Here is a 26,959-nt window from a genome sequence, read left to right as displayed (position 1 = left end):
TATCGTAATTTCAAGGCTATCATTACGTCAATCGGAATTTTTCAGGATGATGGCAACATGCGTGAAATAAAGTACCAAGCCGGCACGATCGATCCGCTCAACAAGGCGCTGGGCAAGCTCGAGGCGCCGCTGGCGCCCGATGACGCTGGCCAGGTAGGCTGGAAATTGCTGGCCGAAGACCTGAGCCTGCCGGCGGCGGTGCTGTATGAAGAGCGCCTGGTGCATAACCTGGAGTGGATGCGCCGCTTCATGGGCGAGTACGGTGTGCAGCTGGCGCCGCATGGCAAGACCACCATGGCGCCCAAGCTGTTCGCGCGCCAGCTTGCCGCCGGCGCCTGGGGCATCACCCTGGCCACCGCGCACCAGACCGCCGCCGCGTATGCGCACGGCGTGCGGCGCGTGATGATGGCCAACCAGCTGGTTGGCCGCCGCAATATGGAAATCGTGGCCGACCTGCTGCGCGATCCGGATTTCGAGTTCTTCACGCTGGTGGATTCGCCTGAACTGGTGGACCAACTCGGCGCCTATTTCAGTGGCCGCGGGCAGCAGCTACAGGTCTTGCTGGAGCTGGGCGTGACAGGCGGCCGTACCGGCGTGCGCGACGCGCGGCAGCAGGAGGCGGTGCTGGCGGCGCTGGCGCGCTGGCCCGGCGTGCTGTCGCTGGCCGGCGTGGAAATCTACGAAGGGGTGCTGAAGGAAGAGGCCGACATCCGCGCGTTCCTGCAACGCACCGTCGCGGTGACGCGCGAACTGGCCGCGGCGAGGCGCTTCGGCCGCAACCCGGTGGTGATGTCCGGCGCGGGCTCGGCCTGGTACGACGTAGTGGCGGAGGAGTTCGCCCGCACCGACATCGGCACGCCGATCGACATCGTGCTGCGCCCCGGCTGTTACCTCACGCACGACGTCGGCATCTACCGCGCCGCGCAGCAACGCATCCTGGCCAGCAACCCGGTCGCGCAGAAGATGCGCGAAGGCCTGCTCCCGGCGTTGCAACTGTGGGCCTATGTGCAGTCGATTCCCGAGCCTGACCGCGCCATCATCGGCATGGGCAAGCGCGACGCCGCCTTCGACGCCGGCATGCCGCTGCCCGCCCAGGTGTACCGCCCCGGCACGGAGGCCCCGGTGCCGGTGCCCGTGCACTGGGAAGTCACCGGCATGATGGACCAGCACGCATACCTGCAGATCCGGCCGGGCGACGATCTCAAGGTCGGCGACATGGTTGCCTTTGATATTTCGCATCCATGCCTTACCTTCGACAAATGGCGCCATATCCCGGTGCTCGACGGCGACCTGCGCGTGATCGACCTCGTGCAGACGTTTTTCTGAAACGGCATCGCAGGCAGCAGTGACGAGCAGCAACGAACAGCAACGACAGCAACGACAGGGGACGCTTGCACCATGAGCATCGACATTCTCGCTTTCGGCGAAGCACTGGTTGAATTCAACCAGCAGCCCGACGATCCCACGCGCTACCTGCAAGGGTTTGGCGGCGACACTTCCAACTTCTGCATCGCGGCCGCGCGGCAGGGCGCGCATGCCGGCTATATCAGCGCGGTGGGCGAGGACACCTTCGGCGAACGGCTGCTGGCGCTATGGACGCAGGAGCGGGTCGATACGCGCCACGTGCGCGTCGATGCCGGTGCGCCGACCGGCGTGTACTTCGTCACGCACGACGCGCACGGTCACCGCTTCGACTACCTGCGCAGCGGCTCCGCGGCCAGCCACTACAGCCACGAGAACCTGCCGCACCACGCCATCGCCGAGGCGCGCTACCTGCATGTTTCCGGCATCAGCCTGGCGATCAGCACCAACGCCTGCGACGCCGGCCTGGCGGCAATGGAGCACGCGCGCAAGGCGGGTTGCAAGGTCACGCTCGACACCAACCTGCGCCTGCGGCTCTGGACGCTCGCACGCGCACGCGGCATCATGCGCGAGGCCTTTGCGCTGACCGACGTATGCCTGCCAAGCTGGGACGACATCACGGTGCTGACTGGTCTCAACGACCGCGACGCCATCGTAGACTACCTGCTGGGCTGCGGCATCGGGCTGGTGGCGCTGAAGCTGGGCGAGGAGGGTGCCTATGTGGCGACCCCCGACGCCCGCTCGCTGGTGCCGCCGTACCCGGTGCGCCCGCTCGATGCCACCGGCGCCGGCGACTGCTTCGGCGGCAGTTTCGTCGCTCGCCTGGCCGCTGGCGACGATCCCTTCGAGGCCGCGCGCTATGCCAACGTCGCGGCCGCGCTGTCCACCACCGGCTACGGCGCCGTGGCGCCGATCCCGTTTATCGAAACCGTGCTGGCGCGAATGGCCCAGTCGGTTTCCGTGATTGCCTGATACCGCCTGGCGCCCGGCGCCGCCCAACGGGCGGCCGGGCAGGCCGGCTTGCAACCCCAAGCGCCAAGTCCCATCGTCCGACCTTACCGAACACCCACTGCCATGCAAACTCAATCTCCCTCGCTGATCGAACGCCTTGTTAACGTGCCGGTGATCCCGGTGCTCGAGTTTTCCTCCGTCGACGAAGCCCTGCATGTGTCCGAAGCCCTGGTCGGCGGCGGCCTGCCGGTGCTGGAGATCACGCTGCGCACGCCCGTGGCGCTGGACGCCATCAAGGCCGTGGCGGCTGCGTTTCCGCAGGCCTGCGTGGGCGCGGGGACGGTGCTGACAGCGGCGGACCTCAAGGCCGTAGGCGATGCCGGCGCGCAATTCGCGGTCTCGCCCGGGCTCACGCCGGCACTGGCCGTGGCTGCGCAGGGCGCCGGCGTGGCGCTGCTGCCTGGCGTGGCCACCGCCAGCGAAGCGATGGCGGCCATGGAGGCCGGCTTCAAGTTCCTGAAGTTCTTCCCGGCGGAAGCGTCGGGCGGGGTGCCGATGCTCAAGTCGCTCTACGGACCTTTCGCGCAGTTGCGCTTCTGCCCCACCGGCGGCATCGATCTCGCGCGTGCGCCAAGCTATCTCGCTCTGCCCAATGTGGTGTGCGTGGGCGGCTCTTGGGTGGTACCCAAGGACGCCGTGGCCAAGGGCGACTGGGCGCGGGTGCGTACGCTGGCGCAGGAGGCTGCCGCGCTGCGCAAGAGCGCCTGACGCCTGCCTGGGGCGTCGGACAAAGGCGGATAGCACGCCGCCTCGCCAGGTTCTAAGCTTGCCTTATCCGGACTGCTGGAGGCAGCATGTTTGCGCGATTGGCGGGAAAGGCGGCGGGTAGCGCGGCAAGCTCCGCGGGAAGCGGGGCCCGCCGGCTGCGCCGCGCGCTGGTTTGCGCGCTGGTCCTGTTCGCCGAGTCCTGCGCCAGCCTGCCACCGTCAGTTCCACGCGAGCAAACCGCCGCCCTGTCCGACCCTGCCACCACCGCCCTGGGGCGGTTGGTCGCGGAAAGCTCGCCCGACCCGGCCCTGTCCGGCTTCCACGTGATCGCTTCCGGCGAGGAAGCCTACGGCACCCTGATTTCGCTGGCGCAACATGCCACGCGCACGCTGGATCTCCAGTACTACATCATCGAGGCCGACGAATCCTCCCGCGAAATCCTGCACCAGGTGCGGGCCGCCGCCGAGCGGGGCGTGCGTGTGCGTGTTCTGGTCGATGACCTGCACAGCGATGGCGAGGACCGGGCCTTTCTGCGCTTCGCGGGACATCGCAATATCGAAGTGCGCATGTTCAACCCGTTCCCGGCGGGGCGCTTTTCCAAGTTCACGCGGATGCTCTCTTCCGCCACCGACGTCCGGCGCCTGAACCGGCGCATGCACAACAAGGCGTTTATCGCCGACAACGCACTGGCCATGACCGGCGGGCGCAACATAGGCAACGCCTATTTCGTGAGGGCGCCGGATACCAATTTCGTCGATCTCGACGTGATCGCGGCCGGGCCCGCCGTGCGCCGGCTCTCCGCTGCCTTTGACCAATACTGGAACAACCCGCTGGCGGTATCGGTGGAAACACTCGCGACCCCGGCCGAGACGGCGGACGCGGCCGCCAGCGCCGGTGGCGCCAGCGCGGCACGGCCCGAGCGGACCCTGGTCGACGCGGAAACCGAGCGCAAGCGCATCGAGGCACAGGGTATGACGCCGCCCGGCACAATCGACGCACGCGCCAGCTTCCTTGGGCGCCAGTTCGCGGGTGGTGGCAAGCTGGCGCTCGAATGGGCATCCGCCAGCGTGATGGTGGATGCGCCGAGCAAGGTGTCGCCGGACCAGGCGCCCGCCGCCCGCGAGACCATGGGTGAAGAACTGGGCCGCATGCTCAGCGGGGCGAACCGGGAGATCATCCTGATCTCGCCATACTTCATCCCTGGCGACCGCGGGGTGGCGTGGATGGCGGATCTGGTCAAGCGCGGCGTGAAAGTGCGCGTGCTGACCAACTCTCTGGCCGCCACCGATGCGCCCATCGTCCACGTCGGCTACCGGCGCTACCGGCCCGACCTGCTGCGCGCGGGCGTGGAACTGCATGAGCTGAAGTCGCGACCCGGCCGGCCGCAGAAAATCATCGGGGATTACACGTCGTCGCAGGCCAGCCTGCATGTGAAGGCCGCGGTCGCGGACCGTACCAACCTGTTCGTGGGTTCGATGAACTTCGATCCCCGCTCGGCCAGCCAGAACACCGAGACTGGCCTGATCATCCACAGCCCGAAGCTGGCGCAGCAAGTCGCACAGCTATTTGCCGGGGCGATCGATGACAACAGCTACCTGCTGCGCTTGTCCGGACAGGGCGCGGTGCAATGGGTGGATGGCAAGGGAGACAAGGCAGTGGTGTTGGATACCGAGCCGGATACCAGCTGGTCGAAGCGCACCTGGATCGACGTGCTCGCGCCATTCACGCCGGAGGAGCTGCTGTAACACCCCCGGCGCGCTGGCCGGGGATGACGAGCGAGGCGGCGGGTGGAGGCGGGCGGGTCGCGCCATGCCAGGCCCACGCCGCCAGGCACCGGAGCCGGTGCCGGCGACACATCCTATTTGCTGCGATCCGCCGCGCCTTCGAGCTTCTGGCCGCCCTTCTGAATATCCTGGCCGAGCCCGGCCATGGTGTTGCAGCCAGCCAGCAGGGTGGCAAACAGAATGCAGAAGATCCATCCTTTTTTCACGCCAGACTCCTTTCGATCATTGAATTCGCCGCAATTCTACCGTTGTCGCGGGGCACTATGAAGCGCGACTCCCGCCATTTTGTAACCGTTCGTGCCCGGCGAAACGTGCAACAGGACGCCGCATTCCGGGGACGAGGCGGCAGCAGGGGCGGCCTGGCTACGCCAGCAGCTCGCGCGCACGGGCGCAAATGGCCGCATGTGTCTGGGCCAGCCACTGGGCCGGGAAGGGCTGGGCCAGCAGGTAGCCTTGCACGGCACTGCAGCCCCAGTTGCGCACCTCGGCCAGTTGGTGCCGCGTTTCGATGCCCTTGGCGCAGACTGGCAACGCAAGGCGCTGTGCCTGCTCGCAGGCGGATTGCAGCCGGGCGGCGCCGGCGCTCTCCTGGTTTGGCTGCGCGGTCGTGCCGATGCAGCGCGCATCGAAGGTCAGCAGATCCGGGCGCAGGCGCTCCAGGGTCGCGCTGCCGCCAGGTGCGTCGGCAAAGTCGCTCAAGGCAAAGCGCACGCCGGCGCGCCGCAGCGTGGCCAGCTTCGCGGCAGCCACGCGGTCGGTGGCGAGCAACGCACCGGGGGGGATCTCCAGGCAAATCCTGGCCGGGTCCAGATGCCGGCGTTCCAGCGTGCGCAGCAGGGTATCGATCATGGGGGTACCGTGCATCTGCGCGCTGGACACCAGCAAGGAGAGTTCCACCGGTTCGCCGATGCCCGGGCAGTTCAGCAGGGGCAGGGCGTTTTCCATCAGCCACCGCGCGACGTCGCCCATCATGCCGAGCGATTCCAGCGCAGGCAGGAAGTCCTGTGGCGCAACACGCCCGAACTCGGGGCTCTGCCACCGCAGCCTGGCTGTATAGCCTGTCACGCAGCCCGTGGACAACGATGCCCGTGCCTGCAGGTTCAGAGCAAGCTGGCTTCGCGCCAGCGCGTGCGGGAGGGCAGCCAGCAGCGGCGTGGAAAGCGGCCGGGACGTTGTGGCAGCGTTGGCGGCAACGCCGTCACCGCCGCGCTTGCGCACACGCAGCATCGCGTCATACGCTTCGCGCAGGCTGCGCTCGGCCGGCTTGTCGGGTTCGTCAAGCGCCACGCCGACGCTGCTGGCCAGGAACAATTCGAACCCATCCTGCAGGAAGGGGCGTGCGAGGCCGGCGGCCACGCCGCGTGCCAGGCGCAGCGCGGCTTCCATGTAATCGGTCGCCGCCAGGGGTAGCGGCACAGCCGCGCCGATGTCGGCTTGCCCCAGCCACGTCATCTCCGCCGGGGGCGCCAGCGCGGCTACACGCGCCACTGCCTGCGCGCGCAACCGTCCGGCCAGATGCGCGCCGAGCATTTCGCTGGCGTGGGTAAAGCGGTCCAGGTGGATAACAAGGACCGCGAATCGTTGCGTGGCGGGCGATAGTTGCCGGCGCGCTGCCAGAGCGCAAGCGAAATCGCTTGTTTCCCGTGGGTCCACCTCCGCCGAGCGGACATCGTCGTCTGCGTCAGGATGCATGGGGGGTCCCTGTCGTGATCCGGGCACGATCCGGCCATGCCGTGACCGCACCAACCGCCATGCCATCCGTGCCCCGGCCTGGGGATCTTGTCCTCAAGCCGCAGTCAGGAGTGGCACGGCACAGCCAGATCATACGGCACGGCAGGCGCCGCCCGAAGAGCTGCGGATACAGGGATAGTGCGGATTCGCGGGGGCTTGACGGAGCTCAAAATCCGGCGCCTGGCGTAACCAGGCCTGGCGGGCAGGGTGATCAGCCGGTGGTTTCGGCGTCGGCGCCGTCCTCGGGCGGCACGCGCGAGGCCAATACCTTGTCGATGCGCTTGCCATCCATGTCGACGATCTCGAACTTCCAGTCGGCCCAGCGCACCGTGTCGCCGGTTTGCGGGAGCCGGCCCAGCAACAGCAACAACATGCCGGAGAGCGTGTGGTAGCGCTCTTTGTCCTCTTCCGGCACGTGGCGCAGGCCAATGCGGTCTTTCAGCTCGGGGATGGGGATCAGGCCATCGAGCAGCCAGGAGCCATCCTCGCGCTGCACCGCCCATTCCTCGCCGACGCCGTCCTGCTTGAATTCGCCGGTGATGGCTTCGATCAGGTCCTGCAGCGTGACCAGGCCCAGCACCTCGCCGTATTCGTCGATGACGAAAGCGATCTGGCCACCCGAGATGCGGAAATTCTCCAGCAATTCCATGCCGGTCACACTCTCCGGTACGAAAACCGGAGGTTGCACCACGGCGGCCAGGTCGGTGGGCTCGCCGCGCAGGCGGCGCGCAAGCAACTGGCGCGCGCTGACCACGCCGAGCATGTCGTGCATGCCGCCGCGCACCACCGGGAAGCGCGAGTGATCGGACTCCTCGATGCGGCGCAGGTTTTCTTCCAGCGGGACTTCCACGTCCAGGCAGACCACGTCGCCGCGCGGCACCATCAGCGAGGTGAGCTGGCGGTCGTCGAGGCGGAACACATTGCGCACCATGGTGTGCTCGTGCTGCTCGATGACGCCTGCCTCCGAGCCTTCCACCAGCAGCGCATGGATCTCTTCTTCGGTGACGGCCGGGCCACGGCCGCTCTTGACGCCAAGCATGCGCAGCACCAGCCGGGTCGAGCTGGAGAGCAGCTTGACAAAGGGCGTGGAGGCCAGCGCCAGGAAGGAAATCGGGCGTGACACCAGGCGGGCGATGGTTTCCGGCGCCATCTGGCCGAGACGCTTCGGTACCAGTTCGCCAAGCACGATGGAAAAGTACGTCAGGCCCGCCACAACGATGATGGTTGCCACGTAACCGGCGGTCGACGCCTGCAAGCCAAGGCCTTGCAGCCACACACCGAGCGGCTGGGCCAGGGTGGACTCGCCAACCACGCCGTTAAGCACGCCGATCGAAGTGATGCCGATCTGCACGGTCGAGAGGAAGCGGGTGGGGTCTTCGCCCAGCTTGATCGCCTCGATGGCGCCGCGGTCGCCTTCTTCGATGCGCCGTTGCAGGCGGGCCTTGCGAGCCGTCATCAGGGCGATTTCGGACATCGCGAACAGGCCGTTGATCAGAATCAGCGCCAGTAATATGGCAATTTCCATCAGGGTGCGCGCCCTGTGCGCGCAGGAGTTATCGAGGCCCAAAGCATAACATCGCTGTGTGTCAGGACCGCTTCCGGCCTTGCACAGAGTGGCTTATCCATCGCCCGGCGGTATCTGCGGCCGAACGGGCCGCCGCCCCCCGCGCAGCGCGAAAACCGAACGATGCGCCGTTCGAATTCACGACGTTCGAGACGGTGCAAGTCGCTTGTTCCCACTTTCCGTAGCCCGGGAATATTCGATATCCCATTGATATAAAAAGAAAAAACGCTTGTCTCCGCGGGCTGGCACAGCGGTTGCGATACAGACACCGGACCACCGTGCCACGCGGTGAGTCTGGCAACGGCGCTGCCTGGCAGCCGCCGTGAACGCTGTCAAAGCAAGGAGACAAGGATATGGAAGTGCAATCACAAGTCCAGGTGATGGGCATCGACGCCGGCGGCACGATGACCGACACCTTCTTTGTGCGCGCCGACGGGCGGTTCGTCGTCGGCAAGGCCCAAAGCAACCCGGAAGACGAATCCCTGGCCATCTTCAACTCCTCGGAGGACGCGCTTGCGCACTGGCAGCGCGGCGTCGACGACGTGTATCCCGAACTGTTGACCTGCGTGTACTCGGGTACCGCGATGCTCAACCGCGTCGTGCAGCGCAAGGGACTGGACGTGGGCCTGATGGTCAACAAAGGCTTCGAGCACGTCCATTCGATGGGGCGGGCCATCCAGAGCTACCTGGGCTACGCGCTGGAGGAGCGTATCCATCTCAACACGCACCGCTACGACGAACCGCTGGTGCCGCTGTCGCGTACCCGCGGCGTGACCGAACGCACCGACGTGCAGGGTGCGATCGTCATACCGCTGCGCGAAAACGAAGTGCGCCAGGCAACGCGCGAACTGGTGGCGGCCGGGTCAAGGGCCATCGTGATCTGCTTCCTGCAATCGCACAAGAACGGCACCAGCGAGCAGCAAGCTCGCGACATCGTGCGCGAGGAACTCAAGAAGCTGGGCGCCGATCTCCCCGTGTTCGCCTCGGTGGACTATTACCCGCAGCGCAAGGAAAGCCACCGGATGAACACCACGGTGCTCGAAGCCTACGCGGCCGAGCCCTCGCGGCAAACGCTCAAGAAGGTCAGCGACCGTTTCAGGAAGCACGGCGCCAAGTTCGACCTGCGGGTGATGGCCACCCACGGCGGCACCATCAGCTGGAAGGCCAAGGAACTGGCACGCACCATCGTCTCCGGCCCGATCGGCGGCGTGATCGGCTCCAAGCTGTTGGGCGAGACCCTGGGCTACGACAATATCGCCTGTTCCGACATCGGCGGCACCTCGTTCGACATGGCGCTCATCACCAAGGGCAACTTTGCCATTGCCGCCGATCCCGACATGGCGCGCCTGGTGCTGTCGCTGCCGCTGGTGACGATGGACTCGGTGGGCGCCGGCGCGGGCAGCTTCGTGCGGCTCGATCCCTATAGCGGCGCCATCAAGCTCGGTCCGGACAGCGCGGGATACCGCGTCGGTACGTGCTGGCCGGAGAGCGGGCTGGACACGGTGTCGGTTTCCGACTGCCATGTGGTGCTGGGCTACCTCAATCCCGACAACTTCCTTGGCGGCGCCATCAAGCTGGACGTCGAGCGGGCGCGCCAGCATATCAAGGCGCAGATCGCCGATCCGCTGGGTTTGTCGGTGGAGGATGCGGCAGCGGGCGTGATCGAACTGCTCGACCTGCAACTGCGCGAGTACCTGCGCTCCAATGTAAGCGCCAAGGGCTACAACCCGACCGAGTTCGTCTGCTTCTCCTATGGCGGGGCAGGGCCGGTCCATACCTATGGCTACACCGAAGGCCTGGGGTTCAAGGACGTGATCGTGCCGGCGTGGGCGGCGGGCTTCTCGGCATTCGGCTGCGCCTGCGCGGACTTCGAATACCGCTATGACAAGAGCGTCGACCTGGCGCTGCCGCAGGACGCCGCCGAGGCGGACAAGGCCCAGGCGGCCCAGACCATCCAGAAGGCGTGGTCGGACCTGGCCGCCAAGGTGATCGAGGAGTTCAAGATCAACGGCTTCAAGCCCGAAGACGTGATCCTGCGCCCCGGCTACCGCATGCAGTACATGGGCCAGCTCAACGACCTGGAAATCAGCTCGCCTATCGTCAGTGCCGCCACGGCCGGGGACTGGGAGCAGATCGTCGACGCCTTCGAGGAAACCTACGGCAGGGTGTACGCCAGCTCGGCGCGTTCGCCGGAACTGGGCTTCTCCGTCACCGGCGCGATCATGCGCGGCATGGTGATTACCCAGAAACCGGTGCTGCCGGAAGACCCGGAAGGCGGGCCGAAGCCGCCTGCGCAAGCCCGCCTGGGAACGCGCCCGCTGTACCGCCAGAAGCAGTGGCGCGACGCGGTGCTGTGGAAGATGGAGGCGCTGCAGCCCGGCAACATCATTACCGGACCGGCCATCATCGAGTCGGACGCGACCACCTTCGTGGTGCCCGAGGGCTTTGCCACCACGCTCGACAAGCATCGCCTCTTCCACCTCAAAGAAGTGAAGTAAGGAGACACGCCATGAACATGATGTCCAGCAAGGAAGTCGGCCTCGCCGACCTGCTCAAGACCGGCGAAACGCTCAAGCAGTTCCGCGACGCCATCCTGGAGCGCACAGCCAGAACCGGCCACTACAACGGGCTCACGCGCCTTGAATTCCGCGAGCGGGACCCGATCCGCTACGAAAAGCTCTTCTCCAAGCTGCGCGGCGGCCTGGTGCATGCGCGCGAAACCGCCAAGAAGATCGCCGCCAGCCCGATCGTCGAGCAGGAGGGCGAACTGTGCTTCACGCTCTACAACGCCGCGGGCGATTGCGTGCTGACCTCGACCGGGATCATCATCCACGTCGGCACGATGGGCGCGGCGATCAAATACATGATCGAGAACAACTGGGAGGCCAATCCCGGCATCCATCCCGGCGACATGTTCACCAACAACGATTGCTCGATCGGCAATGTCCATCCTTGCGACATCGCCACCATCGTGCCGATCTTCGCGCACGGCAAGCTGGTCGGCTGGGTGGGCGGCGTGACCCACGTGATCGACACCGGCGCGGTGACGCCTGGATCGATGTCGACCGGGCAGGTGCAGCGCTTCGGCGACGGCTACATGATCACTTGCCGCAAGACCGGGGTGAACGACACCCCGTTGCGCGACTGGCTGCATGAGAGCCAGCGCTCGGTACGCACGCCGAAATACTGGATCCTGGACGAGCGTACCCGCATTGCGGGCTGCCACATGATCCGCGACCTGATCGAAGAAGTGATCGAGGACGAAGGACTGGAAGCCTACGAAGAGTTCTCCTACGAGGTGATCGAGGAGGGGCGGCGCGGCCTGCAGACACGCATCAAGGCGATGACGTTGCCCGGCAAGTACCGCAAGGTCGCCTTCGTCGACGTGCCATACAACCATCCGGACGTGCAGACCTCATCGGCTTTCGCCAAGCTCGATTCGATCATGCATTCGCCGGTGGAAATGGAAATCCGTAAGGACGGCTCGTGGCGGCTGGATTTCGAGGGCGCGAGCCGCTGGGGCTGGCACTCGTACAACGCGCATCAGGTGGCCTTTACCAGCGGCATCTGGGTGATGATGACGCAGACCCTGGTGCCCACGCAGCGCATCAACGACGGCGCTTACTTCGGTACGGAATTCCATCTGCCCAAGGGTACCTGGATGAACCCGGACGACCGCCGCACCGGCCATGCCTATGCCTGGCATTTCCTGGTCTCAGGCTGGAGTGCGATGTGGCGCGGCCTCTCGCAGGCCTACTTCAGCCGTGGCTACCTGGAGGAGGTCAATGCCGGCAACGCCAACACCTCCAACTGGCTGCAGGGCGGCGGCATCAACCAGGACGGCGAGATCCACGCGGTCAACAGTTTCGAGGCGTCCTCGTGCGGCACCGGCGCCAGCGCCATCAAGGATGGGCTGAATCATGCCGCGGCGATCTGGAACCCGGAAGGCGACATGGGCGACATCGAGATCTGGGAAATGGCCGAGCCACTGCTCTACCTGGGGCGCAATGCCAAGGCCAATTCCGGCGGCTACGGCAAGTACCGGGGCGGCTGTGGTTTCGAGACGCTGCGCATGGTGTGGAAAGCGCAGGACTGGACCATGTTCTTCATGGGCAATGGCTATATGAACAGCGACTGGGGCTTGATGGGCGGCTATCCGGCCGCCACCGGCTACCGCTTCGAGGCCCACAAGACCGGCCTGAAGGAGCGCATTGCCGCCGGCGACAGCCTGCCGCTGGGCGGCGATGCCAATCCGGACCTGCCGGATTACGAGAACCACCTCAACGCCGGCGCGGTAGTCAAGCGCGACCAGCAGTGCATGACCACCGAGGACTGCTACGACAACTACGACCTGTACCTGAACTACCTGCGCGGCGGCCCGGGCTTTGGCGACCCGCTCGACCGCGAGGCGGAAGCCATCGAGCGGGACCTGAACAACGCCTTGCTGTTGCCGGAGTACGCGCAGAAGGTCTACGGCGCCGTGGCGACCAGGGATGGCAACGGCATCTGGAAGGTGGATGCCAGGGAAACGGCGCTGCTGCGCGTCGAGATCCGTAACCAGCGCCTGGCGCGCTCGCAGCCCGTCCAGGAATGGATGAAGGGCGAGCGCGAGCGGATCCTGGTCAAGCACGCTTCGACCCAGGTGCAGCACATGTTCGCCACCAGTTTCGGTCTGTCGAAGAAGTTCGAGCAGCAGTTCCGTACGTTCTGGGATCTGCCGGACTCGTGGACCCTGACCGAGGACGAACTGGACGTGCCGACCTATGGCTCCAAGTACCGCATGGACCTGTCCAAGATGCCCGACGTCAACACCGTGGTGCTGGTCGAGGAATGAAGCCCGGCCCACGCCAGCGAACACAGACATCAGGCAATACGCCACCAGAGAGGATTCAATATGTCCACCTACACCAGTGAACAGGTCAAGAACCTGGTCGACGGCAAGCTCGACTGGGACACCACCTTGCGCATGCTGTCGATGCCCAAGGATGCCGCGCGCTTCCAGCTTTACGTGGAAGCACTGCAGAAGAAGCTCGATTGGGACGATCRCATCGTGCTGCCGCTGAGCCCGCACATGTTTATCGTGCAGCAAGCCAAGACCAGGAATTGGGTGACCCAATGCGACTGCGGCCATGTCTTCTGCGACTATCGGGAGAACTGGAAGCTGCACGCCAACGTCTATGTGCGCGATACGGACGAAGCCATGGCCGAGGTCTATCCGCAACTGATGGCGCCGGATACCCAATGGCAGGTGTACCGCGAGTACTACTGCCCGAAATGCGGGACCATGCACGACGTGGAAGCGCCTACGCCGTGGTATCCGGTGATCCACGACTTCGAGCCGGATATCGATGCGTTCTACACGGACTGGGTGAAGTTGCCGCTGCCGGAGCGCGTGGATTGATGCGCGCATCGGCACGGAAGTAATTGTTTGTCCACTTTCTGGCCCGGGGATGGAGCGGCCATCCCCGGGCGGAAGGCCTGGCGGCCGTTCGATTTTCGGACGGCCGTTTCGTTTTCGGCCGGTCGCTGGCGGACGATCCGGCGCGCGTGCGGCCCGGCAGGGCGCGCGGCCGATGGCTGGCGCGTGGCCTGGAACTTGCACATAGGCAAGTCCCGGCTGGCTTTGGCGGCAGCGTCGGGAGTAGCATGCAGGAAGCGGGCCCTGGTCCCGCAAAGCAGACAAGACAAGACAAGACAAGACAAGAGAACGAGCCGGCGAACCGGCCATCCGAGCCCGCATCGAGCGGGCCCCCGCAAGGAGACACGGAATGCAAGAAGCCGGCACACCGATGGACTGGTTTTCTCATCCCGACCACGACGCCAGCATCATGTCCGCCTGGGAACACTTGATCGACGGTGGTGAGGCGAGTGCCGGAGAATTGCGCTGCGTGGTCGACGATTCCTGGCGCCGCTGTCTGGTGGGCCAGGTCGATCCCGGTGCCGGTGCCGCGCCGCCACCGCTTGACGAAGGGGCCCTGCGCGCCCGGCGGGAGAAGAACGATCGCCTGCTCAGCGCCAGCCTTCCGTTGATACAGCAGACCCGCGAGTTTCTCTCCCAGACCGGCACCATCATGCTGCTGGCCGATCCCGACGGGATGATCCTCCAGCAGGAGGGCGATATGCGCATCGTCGAGCCGGCCGGGGAAGTGGGCCTGATTCCCGGCTGCGACTGGACCGAGCTCAACTGCGGGACCAATGCCATCGGTACCGCGCTGGCCTTGCAACAGCCCGTGCAAATTCACGGCGCCGAGCATTTTTGCGCCGGCATCAAGCGCTGGACCTGCTCGGCCACGGTCATCCGCGATCCGCTGGACGGCGGCGTGCTTGGGGTCATCGATGTGTCCGGCCTGGCGCAGACCTACAGCCGGCATAGCCTGGCGTTGACGGTGTCGCTGGCCGGCCGTATCGAAAGCCGGCTGGCCAAGCTGGCCATGGAGCGCCGCCTGCGCCTGCTGGATCGCTGCATGAGCCATTTTGCCTCGGTGCGCAGCGATGGCGTGCTCGTCCTCGATGCGGGCGGGCGCCTGATCAAGGCCAATCCGCAGGCACCGGCCGCACTGGCACGGCTGGGTGTGCGCACGGCGCTGAACAGTGCGTTTTCCGTCCCCGGCCTGGACGCCCGCGCGGCGGGCGCGGGCTCCGGACCACTCCCCGAATGGCTGCGCCTGACCCGCTTCGAAGCGATCCGCGACAACGGTGAGATGCTGGGTTTCGTCGTGGTGATCCCTGCCGCGCCGCATCGTCTTGCAACAGGTGCTGTCGGCGTGCCGGCCGCCCGGCCGGGCCTGGCCCCGGCGTTTTCACGGATCGTAGGCAGCAGTGCTGCCTTGCGCTCCGCCGTGGAGAAGGCGCAGCACCTCGCGCCGTCCAGGGTGCCGGTACTGCTGCTGGGCGAGACCGGTGTCGGCAAGGAACTGTTTGCGCAGGGGATTCACCAGGCCAGCGCTTGCGCGGATGGCCCGTTCGTGGCGCTCAATTGCGGGGGGCTGTCGCGGGACCTGCTCGCCAGCGAGCTCTTCGGCTATGCCGAGGGGGCGTTCACCGGGGCACGCAAATCGGGCGCGCCCGGCAAGATCGAGGCCGCCAACCGGGGAACGCTGTTTCTGGACGAAATCGGGGAAATGCCGCTCGATATCCAGCCGCACCTGTTGCGCGTGCTGGAAGAGGGGGAAATTTACCGGCTGGGCGAAAACACGCCGCGCAAGGTCAGCTTTCGCCTGGTCGCCGCCACCCACCGGAACCTGCGCGACGATGTGGCCGCGGGAAAATTCCGCATGGACCTGTTCTACCGCATCGCCGTGACCAATATCGCGATACCGCCGTTGCGCGAGCGCAAGGACGATATTCCGGCCCTGGTCACGCACTGGCTGGGGCAGCTATGCGAGCGCTACGGCCTGCCGGTGGCCTCGTTCGATGACGACGCTTACCGGTGCCTGCTGGCCTACGACTGGCCGGGCAATATCCGCGAATTGCGCAACGCGCTGGAGGGCTCCTTGCTGATGGCCGAAGGCGGCGTGATCACCATGGACAAGCTGCCGCTCGAAATCAGCGCGGTGGGCATGCCGGGCGCCACCGGCTTGCCCAAGGGCCTTGCCAGCAGCGCGCCCGAGACGGTGTACTCGCTGGAAATGGCCGAATCGGAATCCATCCGCAAGGCCCTGGCGTACAGCGGCGGCAACCTGACCAGGACCGCGTCGCGCCTTGGCATCGCGAAGAGCACGCTGTACCAGAAGATCCGCAAATACGGGTTGAGCGCGGCCCTGAGCGAAACGCGCGGCAGGGTGACATAGGGCGGCGATACTCACCGCTTTCCGCACCTTCAGTCTTCCAGTTTCAGGCTGGCTTTCTTGACGAATGCATTCCAGCGTTCGTATTGGTCGCGGGCGTAGCGGTCCAGCGCCGGGCCATCGCTGGCCACGACCTCGAAACCCGCCTGGGTCAGCTTGCGGTGTGTTTCAGGGTCCGCCAGCGCGGCCTGGAACGCTTCGGTGAGCTTGCGCACCGTCGCCGGCGGGGTGCCGGCCGGGGCGAAGATGCCGATCCAGGAATAGGCCTCGAAGCCGGGAAAGCCGGATTCCGCCACGGTCGGAACATCGGGCAGGTCCGGCAGCCGCTGGTTGCCGGTGACGGCCAGCGGCTTGATCTTGCCTGCGGCAATCTGGCCCTTGAGCGCCGCGTAGCTCAGCAGCGTCAGGCTTGACACATTGCCGAGCACGGCCTGCACGGCGGGCCCGCCGCCGGCATAGGGGACATGCAGCAACTCGACGCTGGCCTGGCGCTTCAGGTCCTCGGCGACCAGGTGATTCATCGAGCCAAGCCCGGTGGAGGCGTAGCTGTATTTGTTCGGCGCCTGTCGGGCGGCGTCCAGGAAGGTCCGCAGGTCTTTGCCGGGCACGGTGGGCGAGGCGCCGATGACCAGCGGGAACCGTACCGCCAGGGTCACGCCGACGAAGTCCTTGAAGGTGTCATAGGGCAGCTTGGACTTGGCGATCGGATTGATGGCGTGGGTGTCGAAGCTCACCAGCACGGTGTTGCCGTCCGGGGCGGAGCGGGCCACGTACTGGGTGGCGAGCTGGCTGGCGGCGCCAGGGCGGTTCTCGATCACCACCGGCCTGCCGGCCGCCTCGGCCAGCTTGGGCTGGATGATCCGCGCGGCGATGTCGGTGCTGCCGCCGGGCGGGAAGGTCACGACCAGCTTCAGTGGCGTTGCGCTGTCCGCCAGCGCGGGCCGGATGGCCAGCGGCAGCAGGCAGGCCAGGAGCGCGACGCCGGCCACCAGCGCACGTCGGTTGACGGATGCTACACGTAGGCAATGCATGAATACCTCTCCCTTGGTCTGTTGGCGTCTGATGGCGTCCGTGACTTCCCGTGCGCGGTCCTTCCTGGCCGGCGGCCGCGCTTGCCGGCCCTGTGCCTCAGCCCATCCACTGGCTCACCGGCGCGGCGGAGTCCTGCAACTCCTGTGAAATCACATCGATCAGCGCCGGACCATCATGCTCCAGCGCAGCCCGGACGGCAGCATCCAGCAGCGCGGGATCTTCCACCCGCCAGGCCTTCACGCCAAAGGCTTCAGCCACCCGGGCGTGGTCGGTGCGGTTGAAGTCCACCGAGAAATAGCGTTTGTCGTAGCCGGCTTTCTGGCTGGCCTTGATCCAGCCGTAGACCGAGTTCGAGAACACGATCATCTTCAGCGGGATCTTGCGCCGCACCAGGGTTTCCATCTCGCCGCAGGTGAAGCCGAAGCTGCCATCGCCCATCACCGAGACGACCGTGGCGCCGGGGCGGCCGACGATGGCGCCGATGCCCGCCGACATGGAGAAGCCCAGCGCGCCATGCGCCCGGTTTGTGATGAAGTGGCGGCCGGRCCGGCTGGCATTGTAGTAGGCCGAGAAGTACGGGCAAGGCGTACCGGGGTCGGCGACCACGATGGCATCGTCGGGCAGGAGGCGGTTGAGTGCATCGACCACGCGCTCGGGCTTGATCGGCGTATCGTGCGATGCAGCCAGGGGGGCGAACGCGGCCAGCTTGGCGGCACGCGCCGCGCCAGCCAGCGCCACGCCGTCGGCGGCGTCCGCCGGGCGATGCGCAAGGCGGTCCCGCACGGCGGGGTTCAGCGCGCGCAAGGCCAGCAGCGCGTCGCCCACCATGCCGACCTCGGTCCGGTAATTGGCCGCGATCACCATCGGGTCGGCATCGATATGCAGGATCGGCACGCTGCGGGCGGGAAAGCGCCAGTGCTCGGTGGTGGTCGAACCGGCCCGGCACCCGATGAACAGCACCAGATCGRCCTGGGCGACAATCTCGCGGGTCGCCATGATGCCGCCGTTGGCGCCCACCACGCCGGCATTGAGCGGGTGGGTGTCGGCCAGGCTGCCCTGGCCGCTGACCGTGGTGCAGACCGGCGCGGACAGCATGACGGCCAGCGCGTCGAGTTCGCCGCAGGCGCCGGAAATCACCACGCCGCCGCCGCAAATGATGACCGGCGCGCGCGCTGCCACCAGCTTTTGCGCCGCGCGTTCGATTTCCGCGGGATCCGGGGCGTAGCGCATGGCGGGGAAACGGTCGTGCCCCTGCTGGGCCCAGACGTCGGCGRCATCGACCTCGTGCTTCTGCACATCGTACGGCAGGCAGATATGGGCTGAACCCGGCTTGCCCGTGGTCATGGCGCGGAACGCGCCGCGTACCGCATCGGGAATCTGGTCGGCACGGTCGACGGTGGTATTCCACTTGGTCAATGGCCGGTAGAGTGCCTCCTGGTCCAGCTCGGTCAGCGGGTATTTGCCGCGCGAACCCACCGAAACGTCCGACGTGATGCCCAACACGGCCACGGAAGATTCATTGGCCTCGACCAGCCCTGGTAACAGGTAGGTAGCCCCGCCGCCGCTCGGGCCTTCGCAGACGCCCACCTTGCCAGTGACGCGCGCATAGGCGTCGGCCATATAGGCGGCACTGCGCTCGTCCCGGGTCAGGATGTGGTCAATGCCGTGGTCCAGGCGCGCCAGGGCATCGTAAAAGGGCAGGCTGGTGTCGCCGCACAGGCCGAAGACGTGCTTCACGCCGTTGAGTTGAAGCATCCGCACCATGGCTTCGGCGCCATTCATCTTAGTCATCCGGGGAATCTCCAAATCCAGGGGCCGCGCGCCGCCCTGGTTGCGGGCCGGGCGCATGCCTGTCTTCGTTGCAGTTGAGCAGGCATGCGCAAAGGATACACATTAGAATACAGTTAAGTATACTTAAAATTGCAGCGCCGGGCCGGACGTGCCACGGGCACGCGGTATGATCCAGCGCCCATCCTTTCGAAGCGAAGCAGACAACAGCATGAAGACGCCTATTTCCACCGTCAGGCGAAGACGCGGTTCCGACGTGTTCACCACGCTTCGGGAGATGGCGATTTCGTATGAACTCAGGCCTGGCGAGCGCCTCAACGAGATTGAACTGGCCGAGCGGCTGGGCGTGAGCCGTACACCGGTGCGCGAAGCGCTTACCCGGCTGGCCACGGATGGTTTCCTGGTGGAATCGAGCCGCGGCTATATGCGCCGCCCGCTCGAAATCCAGGAAATGCTGGATCTGTACGAGGCCCGTGTCGCGGTGGAGCGGGAATGCCTGCGCCTGGCGTTCGCGCGTGCCACGCCGTCCGCTATCGCGGAGGTTGGCGCCTATCTCGATCGGAGCAAATCGGTCCCGCCGGATACGCCGGTGCGCGAACTGGTCGAGCTCGACGAGGGTTTTCACATGCGCATTGCCGCCATGGCCGGCAATGCCGAGCTCAGGCGCATGCTCGCCAGCCTCAACGAGCGCATCCGCTTCATCCGGTGGATCGACATGGAGAACATCGGCCGCGATTCCACCCAGCGCGAACATGCCGAGATCGTGCGCGCCCTGGCGGACCAGAACTGGGAGGCGGGCGAGCGCTATCTCAGCGCGCATATCGCGTTGCGGCGCGAACAGATCGTCGAAGCCATTACCAAAGGGCTGGCGAGGATCTACTTGCCGGATGCCGCCGAGGACGCACGCTCGCCGGAGTCGCCCGACACGGGGCGTTGAACCTGCGATTACCTCGGAGGTAGTCGCCAGGTGGCCATCGCCATGCTGTAATACGGCCATGGACACCCTGACCCCCAGCTCCGAAACCGCACTCGACTTCCCCGGCCTGCTGCGCTACTGGCGCGGCAAACGCGGCTACAGCCAGCTCGCGCTGTCACTGGCGGCAGGGGTCTCCCAGCGGCATATCAGTTTCCTTGAATCCGGCCGCGCCCGGCCCAGCCGCGAGATGGTGCTGGCGCTGGCCGACCGGCTCGGCGTGCCGCTGCGGCAGCGCAACCGCCTGCTGCTGGCCGGCGGGTTTGCGCCGGCCTACAGCGAGCACGGGCTGGCCGCGCCCGCGCTGCAGATGGTGCAACAGGCGGTCGCGCTGATCCTGTCCAAGCAAGAGCCGTATCCGGCGGTGGTGCTGGATCGCTTCTGGAACATGCTCGATGCCAACCAGGCATACCGCCGCATGATCGGGGTACTGCTGGGCGATCGCGCGCCATCCGTGCTGGAGGAGAACAGCGGGCGCATCAACCTGATGCTCACCGTCTTCAATCCGGATGGCCTGTGGCCGGTCATCGAAAACGCGCGGCAGGTGGGGCGTTACCTGTTGCGGCGCGTCTGGCAGGAATTGCAAACGCAGGCGCAGGACCAGACCGCGCGCGAAATCTTCAACCGGATTGCCGGATGGCATCCCGACATGGTCGGCCCGGCCGGCGTCCCGCTGTTCGATGACGAAGCCGCGGAACGCACGCCACCGCCGATGTTGCCGGTGGCGCTGGCGGCCGAAGGTTTCCGCGCCTCGCTGTTCTCGACGCTGACCACGCTGGGCATCCCGCAGGATGTCACGCTGCAGGAAATGCGCATCGAGTGCTTTTTCCCGGCCGACGATGCCTCGCGCGCCGCGCTGGAGGCGCTGTCGAAGYGGACGTCCGAAAGCCCGCCCTCCAGTGCCCACCGGGGCGTGGCTGTTGGCAGCGCATGAGGTAGCGCGTGGCATAGGGTCATGAAAGGGGTGAAAGTCAGTGGCTATGGTCTATTGCCATTGAGAAATTCCCCAAAATCCCATGGCTTTTTCGATTTGAGGATTTTCCTAATAATCGGGATTGAGCGATTATTGATTCAACTCTCCGGGCAGAGTGCGTGCCGCTATCGCGCTGCATCCATGATGCGGCAACGCACCTTCGATGGGGCTGAAGCGAGGGGCTAGCTGCCTGCCGGAAGGCGGCCGCGGCACGGTATGCGACAATGCGGGCTGTTTTTTGGTCTACACGAGGGTCCGTCCATGTCCTTGCGCGCCTTATTCCATGCTGCCGCCGTGCTGATCGGCAGTAGCATTTGTCTTGCCGCGTATGCCGAACCGGTTACCGCAACGGTTCGCCCCGCCGCCGCGGGTTTATATGAGTGCCAGGCTCCCAATGGGGGCACGGTGTTCCGTTCCACGCCGCGCGAGGGTTGCGCGATGGTGGCCGCGCCGGATCCTTCGGCGCCCGACCCGCAGCGCTGGCTGCCCCTGACGGGCGCAAACGGGGTGGTCTCCTACTTTGACAAGAGTTCGGTGCGCCGCCGGGGGCCCGAGGTCGGCGTGGCCGTCATGCGTAACGCGCCGGCCGGCGTGATTCGCACCGCCAGTGGCGAACCGATCCGCTCCTCGCTCAGGCGCATGGTCTTCAACTGCGCCACGTCCATGTACGCGGTGGTCGAGCAGACGCTCTATGCCAAACGCTACGCGCGCGGCGAATCGCTCTACACCATCAGCGCGCCACAAGCCGGCATGCCGCAGCCGGCCAACGCCGGCACCATTGCCGGCGAACTGCTGGGCCGGTTGTGCCATTGAGGCCTTTGCCGGCGCACCTGGATGCATCCAATGCTGCGCCGCAGTGTCGATGGGCGTGCTGATGCGTCAACCCATCCCGACCTTGTGCCGTTGTTGATGGTGATGAAGCGGGGTGCCTGTGGCCGCCAAGGGCCACGGCCAGGCTTCTTTCCACAGCTGACCAGGAGGCTGATATGAAGAAGTGGATCGTGATGTTGTCGCTGGCCATGTTTGGCGCGGGTGCATATGCGCAGGCGTCGGCTCCCGCCGCCGGCGATAAGCCTGCCGCGGCAAGCTCGAGCAAGGCGACAAAGCCCGCCAAGACGAAAAAGAACCACGCACCTCCCGATAGCGACAAGATGATGAATAAAGGCGCCTGAGCGCCGATAGCGAAAGGCGACAGGCAGCCCTTGCGTCATTGCGCCACCGCGCGCATGCGCTGGCCGGGCTAGTTCGCCACGCCGCCCGCGTCCGCCGCACCGCGCGTTGCATCACGCGGTGCGGCGTGCCCGGTACCGATGTCCAGCGGCGCCATGCGCCATTCCGGGGGGACTGGCATCGAGGCGGAACCTGATCGAGAGGCTGCGGCCTCTCTTTTTTTGCCCGGATGTATTCACACCGGCTTCCCGTCGCACAACGCCAGCTGACAGCTGGTCCGACTTTCCCGAACGTCTGCTTCAAACGTTCGCAGGCCTGATCCGGGTGCAGTGCACGATTTCGCAGGTGCGCCATGCGCCGTTCCAGTGCCGTACGGGGCCACGCCGCGCGCATTGACGGCGTCCAATCCATGTCCTAGCGTTGCAGATTCGGACGTCGGCCTCAAGTAGCGAAGCGGGGTGCAGCGGCATGCGAGACGACGGCGAGATGCTCGCCCCGGCTATCAGACCTGGCGGCAGCGCCAGGGAAGGGGCTGTAGAAATGGCTGCGTACACAACGTGCCCTGTGCGGCACCGCGCGCTGATCCAGCGATGTTGTCCATGTGACGCCCCAGCACGGGATCGGCACCGAAAGCGGCGTCCGGACGACCGGGGTTTCAATTTGTTGCAAACGTTGCGTGATCGAAACGTGACTTCCCAGGCTCGAATTGTTAAGGTTCTTTTGCGCATTGCAACAAGCCCGATATACGCTTGATCAAGTGAAAACAATGCGCCGCAAGATCCTTATCCGTGCTTCCCGGTATCTTCGCGGCCAGCATCCCGCCGTTGCTTTTGTCATCGCGGCCGCATGGTGGCCCGCCTTTTGCTGCGGTGACTGATCGACCCCGATTTTCCAACTCTGCCTGTCACTGGCATCCATGTCCGAAACCGTTACCCTGCCAACCATCCAATCTGCCCAACCCCATACAGCGGCACGCGCCAATGCGGGCGCCATGCGTCTGGGCAGGTGGTTGTGCGGCGGCATGCTGGCGGTGTGCGCGATGGCCGCGCACGCGTTCGACTTCGATACCGTGGCGGCGCGCGCGCGCCAGCTGGCCGGAACGCCTTACAAGGCGCCTGCGCAGAACCTGCCTCGCGAACTTCGCGAACTGTCCTACGAGCGATATCGCGAGATCGAGTACAAGCCCGAGCGATTCCAGTGGCGTAATGCCAAGCTTCCCTTCGAGCTTTCGTTCTTCCATGAGGGCATGGTGTTCGACCAGCCCGTGCGCATCAACGAAGTGGTGAGCGGCAGCGCGCGCGAGATTCGTTTCGATCCGGCCGCCTTCAACTATGGCCCGCACAAGGTCGATGCCGCCAAGCTCAAGCCGCTGGGCTTCGCCGGCTTCCGGGTGCTCTATCCCCTCAACAACGCCAAGAGCAAGGACGAAGTCGTTTCCTTCCTGGGCGCCAGTTACTTCCGTGCGCTCGGCAAGGACCAATGGTATGGCCTGTCGGCGCGTGGCCTGGCGGTGGATACCGCGCTCAATTCGGGCGAGGAGTTCCCGCGTTTCGTCGAATACTGGATCGAGCGGCCTTCACCGGCGGACAAGCAACTGACCATCTATGCCCTGATGGATTCGCGCCGCATGAGCGGGGCTTATCGCATCGTGATCCGGCCGGGCGCGGAAACCGCCATGGAGGTGAAGTCGCGCCTGTTCATGCGCGAGAACGTCACCAAGCTTGGCCTGGCGCCGCTGACCAGCATGTACCTGTWTGGCGARAACCAGCCTTCGGCGGTGCAGGACTACCGGCCCGAGGTGCATGACTCCGACGGTCTTTCGGTGCAACTCGGCACAGGCGAATGGCTGTGGCGGCCGTTGAGCAACCCCAAGCGCCTGCTGGTGACCTCGTTCGCGGCGACCAATCCGCAGGGCTTCGGCCTGATGCAGCGCGACCGCAATTTTGGCAATTACCAGGAAATCGGCGCGTGGTACGAGCGCCGCCCGAGCGCCTGGGTGGAGCCCAAGGGCAACTGGGGTTCGGGCCGGGTCGAGCTGGTGCAGATCCCGACTCCGGACGAGACCAACGACAACATCGTGGCGTACTGGGTGCCCGATAACCCACCCAAGCCCAAACAAGCTTTCGATTTCGAATATCGCCTGCTGTGGCAGAAGGACGGCGAAAAACAGCCGCCGCTGTCGTGGGTGACACAAACGCGGCGTGGCCAGGGGCTGAGCCGCAAGCAGGACGACACCAGTTTTTCGCTGGTGGTGGATTTTGAAGGCCCAGTCTTCAAGAAACTGGCTGCGGATACCCGGATCGATCCGGTGATCTCGGCCGACAGCAACGGGGAGCTGCTGAACACTTCGACGCAGCGCAATGAAGCAACCGGCGGCTGGCGCATGACGATGGTCGTGCGCCGCAAGGACGAAAACAAACCGGTCGAATTGCGCGGCTATCTTCGCAACGGCAATACAACCCTATCCGAGACGTGGAGCTACATCTTACCCCCAGGCTAAAGCAGCGCACGGCCCCGGCGGCATGCGAGCGCTATCTCGATCGCGTGCCGGTCTCTCCAGACCTGCGCCGCGAGCTTCTCAACAATGTCGCTTGCGGCGATGACGCGGATCCCGAATCGGCCATTCATTCGCTGCAGCAAAAACTCGCGGCTAAAGACGCTGGCCAGTCGCCGGCGGGCGCTACCTACGGTTCGGTAGGGCGTCGCCTCAATCTCGCGTACGGCGCCCCGCAAGCGGCGGGCGAGCCCCTGGTGCAACGCCGCGCCGATGGCACCGTGCATATCGACACCGGCCCGGCCCCCGAGCGCGGCTCGATGGTGCCGCGGGCATGGCCCCCGCACATCGTCACCGGTTTCCTTCGCAACCTGGGCCGGCGCGTGCTTGGCCGCCCACCCGTGCCTGAAACCTGGGACACCTTGCACGATGGTCCCGACGCCGAGGGCAAGTGGCATCCCGCGGGCGCGCATCGCCGCTGGGTGCTGCTTGGCCTAGTGGCCGGGCAGACCACACTGGCCACCTACTTCATGACAAAGGTGCTGCCTTATCACGGCACCGACCCGCTCGAGATCGCCGTGCTGGCGCTCTTCGCTATCCTGTTCTCGTGGGTGTCCGCGGGTTTCTGGACCGCGATGATGGGTTTCCTTGTGCTGGCCAAGGGCGGCGACCGCCATCTGATTTCGCGTTCGGCAGCGGTGGACGGACCCATCGCGGAAGAGGCGCGCACGGCAGTCATCATGCCGATCTGCAACGAGGACGTGAACCGGGTCTTCGCCGGGCTGCGCGCGACCTATGAGTCGATGGAGCGCACCGGCGAACTGGCGCGCTTCGATTTCTTCGTGCTGTCCGACAGCGGCGACCCGGACCTGCGTACCGCCGAGACCGATGCGTGGATGGAAACCTGCCGCGCGGTCAATGGCTTTGGCCGAATCTTCTATCGCTGGCGCCGTCACCGCGTCAAGCGCAAGACCGGCAACGTGGCCGACTTCTGCCGCCGCTGGGGCAGTGCGTACCGCTATATGGTGGTGCTTGACGCCGATAGCGTGATGAGCGGCGAATGCCTGACCACGCTGGTCAAGCTGATGGAAGGCAACCCCGGCGCCGGCATCATCCAGACCGCACCGCTGGCAGTGGGGCGCGAGACCATGTATGCGCGGGTGCAGCAGTTCTCCACGCGCGTGTACGGTCCGCTGTTCACCGCAGGACTGCACTATTGGCAGCTTGGCGAATCGCACTACTGGGGCCACAACGCCATCATCCGCATCCTGCCCTTCATGGAGCACTGCGCGCTGGCGCCCTTGCCCGGCAAGGGGCCCCTGGCGGGGGAAATCCTATCGCACGATTTCGTCGAGGCCGCCCTGATGCGCAGGGCCGGGTGGGGCGTGTGGATTGCCTATGATCTCGAGGGTTCCTACGAGGAACTGCCGCCGAACCTGCTTGACGAGGTCAAGCGCGATCGCCGCTGGTGCCAGGGCAACCTGATGAACTTCCGCCTGTGGATGAAGCAGGGCTTCCACGCGGTGCACCGCGCCGTGTTCCTCACTGGCGTGATGGCTTATCTTTCGGCGCCGTTGTGGTTCCTGTTCCTGGTGCTGTCCACCATCATGCTGGCCAAGCACGCACTGGTACCGCCGGAGTATTTCACGCAGCCTTACCAGTTGTTCCCGACCTGGCCCGAGTGGCATCCGGAAAAGGCGCTGGCCTTGTTCTCGGCTACCGCCACGCTGCTGTTCCTGCCCAAGGTCGCCAGCGTGCTGCTGCTGATGAAAGACTCGCGCAACTATGGCGGGCCGCTGCGCCTGGTCGCTTCGATGCTGATCGAGGTGGTGATGTCGGCCTTGCTGGCCCCCGTCCGGATGCTGTTCCACACCAAGTTCGTGGCGGCGGCATACAGCGGTTGGGGGATTACCTGGAAATCGCCTCCGCGCGAGGATGCGGAGACGACCTGGGGCGAAGCATTTCGCCGTCATGGCATGCATACCTTGCTAGGGCTTGCATGGGGCGGACTGGTGCTGTGGCTGGATCCAAATTTTGTCTGGTGGCTGCTGCCGATCGTCGGCTCGCTGGCCTTCTCGATTCCGCTCTCGGTGTGGCTGTCGCGGGTTTCGTTTGGCCGTGCGCTGCGCCGCGCCAGGCTGTTCGTGACGCCGGAGGAGGCCACGCCGCCGCGCGAAATGGCCGCCATGCAGAAGCACGTCGAGGCCGCGGGCGAACCGCCGGCATTTATCGATGCCGTGGTCGATCCCGTGACCAATGCATTGATGTGCGCCACCGGCTCGCCCCGCGTGGTACAGCCGCAGGCCACGCAACAGGAACATGCCGCGCTGGTGCACCAGGCTCTCACCGCCGGGCCAGATGGCCTCAGCGCCGCCGAAAAGCACGTGCTGCTGGGCGATCCCTTTGCGCTGGCCAGTCTGCATGAACTGGTCTGGGGTTCGCCGCTGGCGCATTCGGGATGGAAGGAAACCCGTGTGTTGCCCCGGCGCGCTGCCAATGTGGTGCCGCTGCGGCCGCGGCTTGCCTGAGTCTTGCGAGGGGAGCGGGTGCCCGCAACGGGCGCCCGCCGGCCCCGGCACTCC

Annotated in this window: 19 protein-coding genes; 14 read left to right on the top strand and 5 right to left on the bottom strand. The window is 65.8% G+C overall.

The window, feature by feature from the left end; all coding sequences use genetic code 11:
- The first annotated feature begins 57 nt into the window (after positions 1-57).
- From AC1DN0_RS28940 to AC1DN0_RS28925, 4 genes are all read left to right on the top strand, one after another.
- Entirely contained in the window at positions 58-1,326 is a 1,269-nt protein-coding gene (locus AC1DN0_RS28940) for an amino acid deaminase (protein WP_441627785.1), read from the top strand.
- A gap of 72 nt (positions 1,327-1,398) precedes the next feature.
- On the top strand, positions 1,399-2,334 hold the full coding sequence (locus AC1DN0_RS28935; protein WP_441627783.1) for a sugar kinase: 936 nt from the start codon (positions 1,399-1,401) through the stop codon (positions 2,332-2,334).
- A gap of 102 nt (positions 2,335-2,436) precedes the next feature.
- A complete protein-coding gene (gene eda / locus AC1DN0_RS28930) occupies positions 2,437-3,081 on the top strand; it encodes a bifunctional 4-hydroxy-2-oxoglutarate aldolase/2-dehydro-3-deoxy-phosphogluconate aldolase (RefSeq protein ID WP_441627781.1) in 645 nt (214 codons plus the stop codon).
- 86 nt (positions 3,082-3,167) lie between these two features.
- Positions 3,168-4,826, top strand: a complete 1,659-nt coding sequence (locus tag AC1DN0_RS28925; RefSeq protein ID WP_441627779.1) for a phospholipase D family protein — start codon at positions 3,168-3,170, stop codon at positions 4,824-4,826.
- A 113-nt stretch (positions 4,827-4,939) separates the two neighbouring features.
- Here the strand turns inward: AC1DN0_RS28925 and AC1DN0_RS28920 are convergent, their stop codons facing one another.
- The 3 genes from AC1DN0_RS28920 to AC1DN0_RS28910 all read right to left on the bottom strand — a co-directional run bounded on the left by AC1DN0_RS28920 (position 4,940) and on the right by AC1DN0_RS28910 (position 8,121).
- Complete coding sequence (locus AC1DN0_RS28920; protein ID WP_035861400.1) at positions 4,940-5,071, bottom strand: entericidin A/B family lipoprotein; 132 nt, start codon at positions 5,069-5,071, stop codon at positions 4,940-4,942.
- Positions 5,072-5,228: 157 nt separating this feature from the next.
- Complete coding sequence (locus AC1DN0_RS28915) at positions 5,229-6,557, bottom strand: GGDEF domain-containing protein (RefSeq protein ID WP_441627777.1); 1,329 nt, start codon at positions 6,555-6,557, stop codon at positions 5,229-5,231.
- 250 nt (positions 6,558-6,807) lie between these two features.
- Positions 6,808-8,121 carry a hemolysin family protein gene (locus AC1DN0_RS28910; protein ID WP_441627775.1) on the bottom strand — a complete coding sequence of 438 codons (1,314 nt, stop codon included), beginning with the start codon at positions 8,119-8,121 and terminating at the stop codon, positions 6,808-6,810.
- A gap of 392 nt (positions 8,122-8,513) precedes the next feature.
- On the opposite strand from AC1DN0_RS28910, the gene AC1DN0_RS28905 reads away from it, so the two are divergent.
- The 4 genes from AC1DN0_RS28905 (at position 8,514) to AC1DN0_RS28890 (ending at position 15,950) form a co-directional block, all read left to right on the top strand.
- Positions 8,514-10,658: a hydantoinase/oxoprolinase family protein gene (locus AC1DN0_RS28905; RefSeq protein WP_441627773.1), complete on the top strand. Its 2,145-nt coding sequence runs from the start codon at positions 8,514-8,516 to the stop codon at positions 10,656-10,658.
- A gap of 11 nt (positions 10,659-10,669) precedes the next feature.
- Complete coding sequence (locus AC1DN0_RS28900) at positions 10,670-12,994, top strand: hydantoinase B/oxoprolinase family protein (RefSeq protein ID WP_441627771.1); 2,325 nt, start codon at positions 10,670-10,672, stop codon at positions 12,992-12,994.
- A gap of 60 nt (positions 12,995-13,054) precedes the next feature.
- Complete coding sequence (locus tag AC1DN0_RS28895; protein ID WP_477146195.1) at positions 13,055-13,561, top strand: acetone carboxylase subunit gamma; 507 nt, start codon at positions 13,055-13,057, stop codon at positions 13,559-13,561.
- A 367-nt stretch (positions 13,562-13,928) separates the two neighbouring features.
- Positions 13,929-15,950, top strand: a complete 2,022-nt coding sequence (locus AC1DN0_RS28890; protein WP_441627767.1) for a sigma-54-dependent Fis family transcriptional regulator — start codon at positions 13,929-13,931, stop codon at positions 15,948-15,950.
- A 29-nt stretch (positions 15,951-15,979) separates the two neighbouring features.
- On the opposite strand, the gene AC1DN0_RS28885 is transcribed toward AC1DN0_RS28890, so the two are convergent.
- Together AC1DN0_RS28885 and AC1DN0_RS28880 are read right to left on the bottom strand one after the other, a co-directional pair.
- Positions 15,980-16,978: a tripartite tricarboxylate transporter substrate binding protein gene (locus tag AC1DN0_RS28885; RefSeq protein ID WP_441627765.1), complete on the bottom strand. Its 999-nt coding sequence runs from the start codon at positions 16,976-16,978 to the stop codon at positions 15,980-15,982.
- 97 nt (positions 16,979-17,075) lie between these two features.
- Positions 17,076-18,770, bottom strand: coding sequence for a thiamine pyrophosphate-binding protein (locus tag AC1DN0_RS28880; RefSeq protein WP_477146194.1), 1,695 nt, complete (start codon positions 18,768-18,770; stop codon positions 17,076-17,078).
- Positions 18,771-18,978: 208 nt separating this feature from the next.
- Between AC1DN0_RS28880 and AC1DN0_RS28875 the strand changes: the two genes are divergently transcribed.
- From AC1DN0_RS28875 to mdoH, 6 genes are all read left to right on the top strand, one after another.
- Positions 18,979-19,704 (top strand): GntR family transcriptional regulator, encoded by a 726-nt coding sequence (locus AC1DN0_RS28875; protein WP_441627761.1) that lies wholly within the window; start codon positions 18,979-18,981, stop codon positions 19,702-19,704.
- Positions 19,705-19,762: 58 nt separating this feature from the next.
- Complete coding sequence (locus AC1DN0_RS28870) at positions 19,763-20,674, top strand: helix-turn-helix domain-containing protein (RefSeq protein WP_477146193.1); 912 nt, start codon at positions 19,763-19,765, stop codon at positions 20,672-20,674.
- Positions 20,675-20,974: 300 nt separating this feature from the next.
- Positions 20,975-21,526 (top strand): surface-adhesin E family protein, encoded by a 552-nt coding sequence (locus tag AC1DN0_RS28865; protein WP_441627759.1) that lies wholly within the window; start codon positions 20,975-20,977, stop codon positions 21,524-21,526.
- A 173-nt stretch (positions 21,527-21,699) separates the two neighbouring features.
- Entirely contained in the window at positions 21,700-21,885 is a 186-nt protein-coding gene (locus AC1DN0_RS28860) for a hypothetical protein (RefSeq protein WP_441627757.1), read from the top strand.
- 914 nt (positions 21,886-22,799) lie between these two features.
- Positions 22,800-24,383 (top strand): glucan biosynthesis protein G, encoded by a 1,584-nt coding sequence (locus AC1DN0_RS28855; RefSeq protein ID WP_477146192.1) that lies wholly within the window; start codon positions 22,800-22,802, stop codon positions 24,381-24,383.
- The gene (gene mdoH, locus AC1DN0_RS28850) at positions 24,356-26,905 is read left to right on the top strand and encodes a glucans biosynthesis glucosyltransferase MdoH (RefSeq protein ID WP_441627753.1); all 2,550 of its coding nucleotides are present in this window, start codon (positions 24,356-24,358) and stop codon (positions 26,903-26,905) included. Before AC1DN0_RS28855 ends, mdoH begins: the two co-directional genes overlap by 28 nt.
- Positions 26,906-26,959: the final 54 nt, after the last annotated feature.

This window comes from Cupriavidus sp. 05N39 (assembly GCF_056397325.1).
The sequence above is the reverse complement of the archived record's forward strand: the minus strand, read 5'-3'. Positions and strand labels throughout refer to the sequence as shown.

Excerpts from the sequence above, each read along its gene's own strand:
- AC1DN0_RS28890 (WP_441627767.1), top strand. The coding sequence starts at position 13,929 with ATGCAAGAAGCCGGCACACCGATGGACTGGTTTTCTCATCCCGACCAC.
- AC1DN0_RS28875 (WP_441627761.1), top strand. The coding sequence starts at position 18,979 with ATGAAGACGCCTATTTCCACCGTCAGGCGAAGACGCGGTTCCGACGTG.
- AC1DN0_RS28935 (WP_441627783.1), top strand. The coding sequence starts at position 1,399 with ATGAGCATCGACATTCTCGCTTTCGGCGAAGCACTGGTTGAATTCAAC.
- AC1DN0_RS28900 (WP_441627771.1), top strand. The coding sequence starts at position 10,670 with ATGAACATGATGTCCAGCAAGGAAGTCGGCCTCGCCGACCTGCTCAAG.
- AC1DN0_RS28925 (WP_441627779.1), top strand. The coding sequence starts at position 3,168 with ATGTTTGCGCGATTGGCGGGAAAGGCGGCGGGTAGCGCGGCAAGCTCC.
- AC1DN0_RS28885 (WP_441627765.1), bottom strand. The coding sequence starts at position 16,978 with ATGCATTGCCTACGTGTAGCATCCGTCAACCGACGTGCGCTGGTGGCC.
- AC1DN0_RS28865 (WP_441627759.1), top strand. The coding sequence starts at position 20,975 with ATGTCCTTGCGCGCCTTATTCCATGCTGCCGCCGTGCTGATCGGCAGT.
- AC1DN0_RS28860 (WP_441627757.1), top strand. The coding sequence starts at position 21,700 with ATGAAGAAGTGGATCGTGATGTTGTCGCTGGCCATGTTTGGCGCGGGT.
- AC1DN0_RS28940 (WP_441627785.1), top strand. The coding sequence starts at position 58 with ATGCGTGAAATAAAGTACCAAGCCGGCACGATCGATCCGCTCAACAAG.
- eda (WP_441627781.1), top strand. The coding sequence starts at position 2,437 with ATGCAAACTCAATCTCCCTCGCTGATCGAACGCCTTGTTAACGTGCCG.
- AC1DN0_RS28915 (WP_441627777.1), bottom strand. The coding sequence starts at position 6,557 with ATGCATCCTGACGCAGACGACGATGTCCGCTCGGCGGAGGTGGACCCA.
- AC1DN0_RS28905 (WP_441627773.1), top strand. The coding sequence starts at position 8,514 with ATGGAAGTGCAATCACAAGTCCAGGTGATGGGCATCGACGCCGGCGGC.
- AC1DN0_RS28910 (WP_441627775.1), bottom strand. The coding sequence starts at position 8,121 with ATGGAAATTGCCATATTACTGGCGCTGATTCTGATCAACGGCCTGTTC.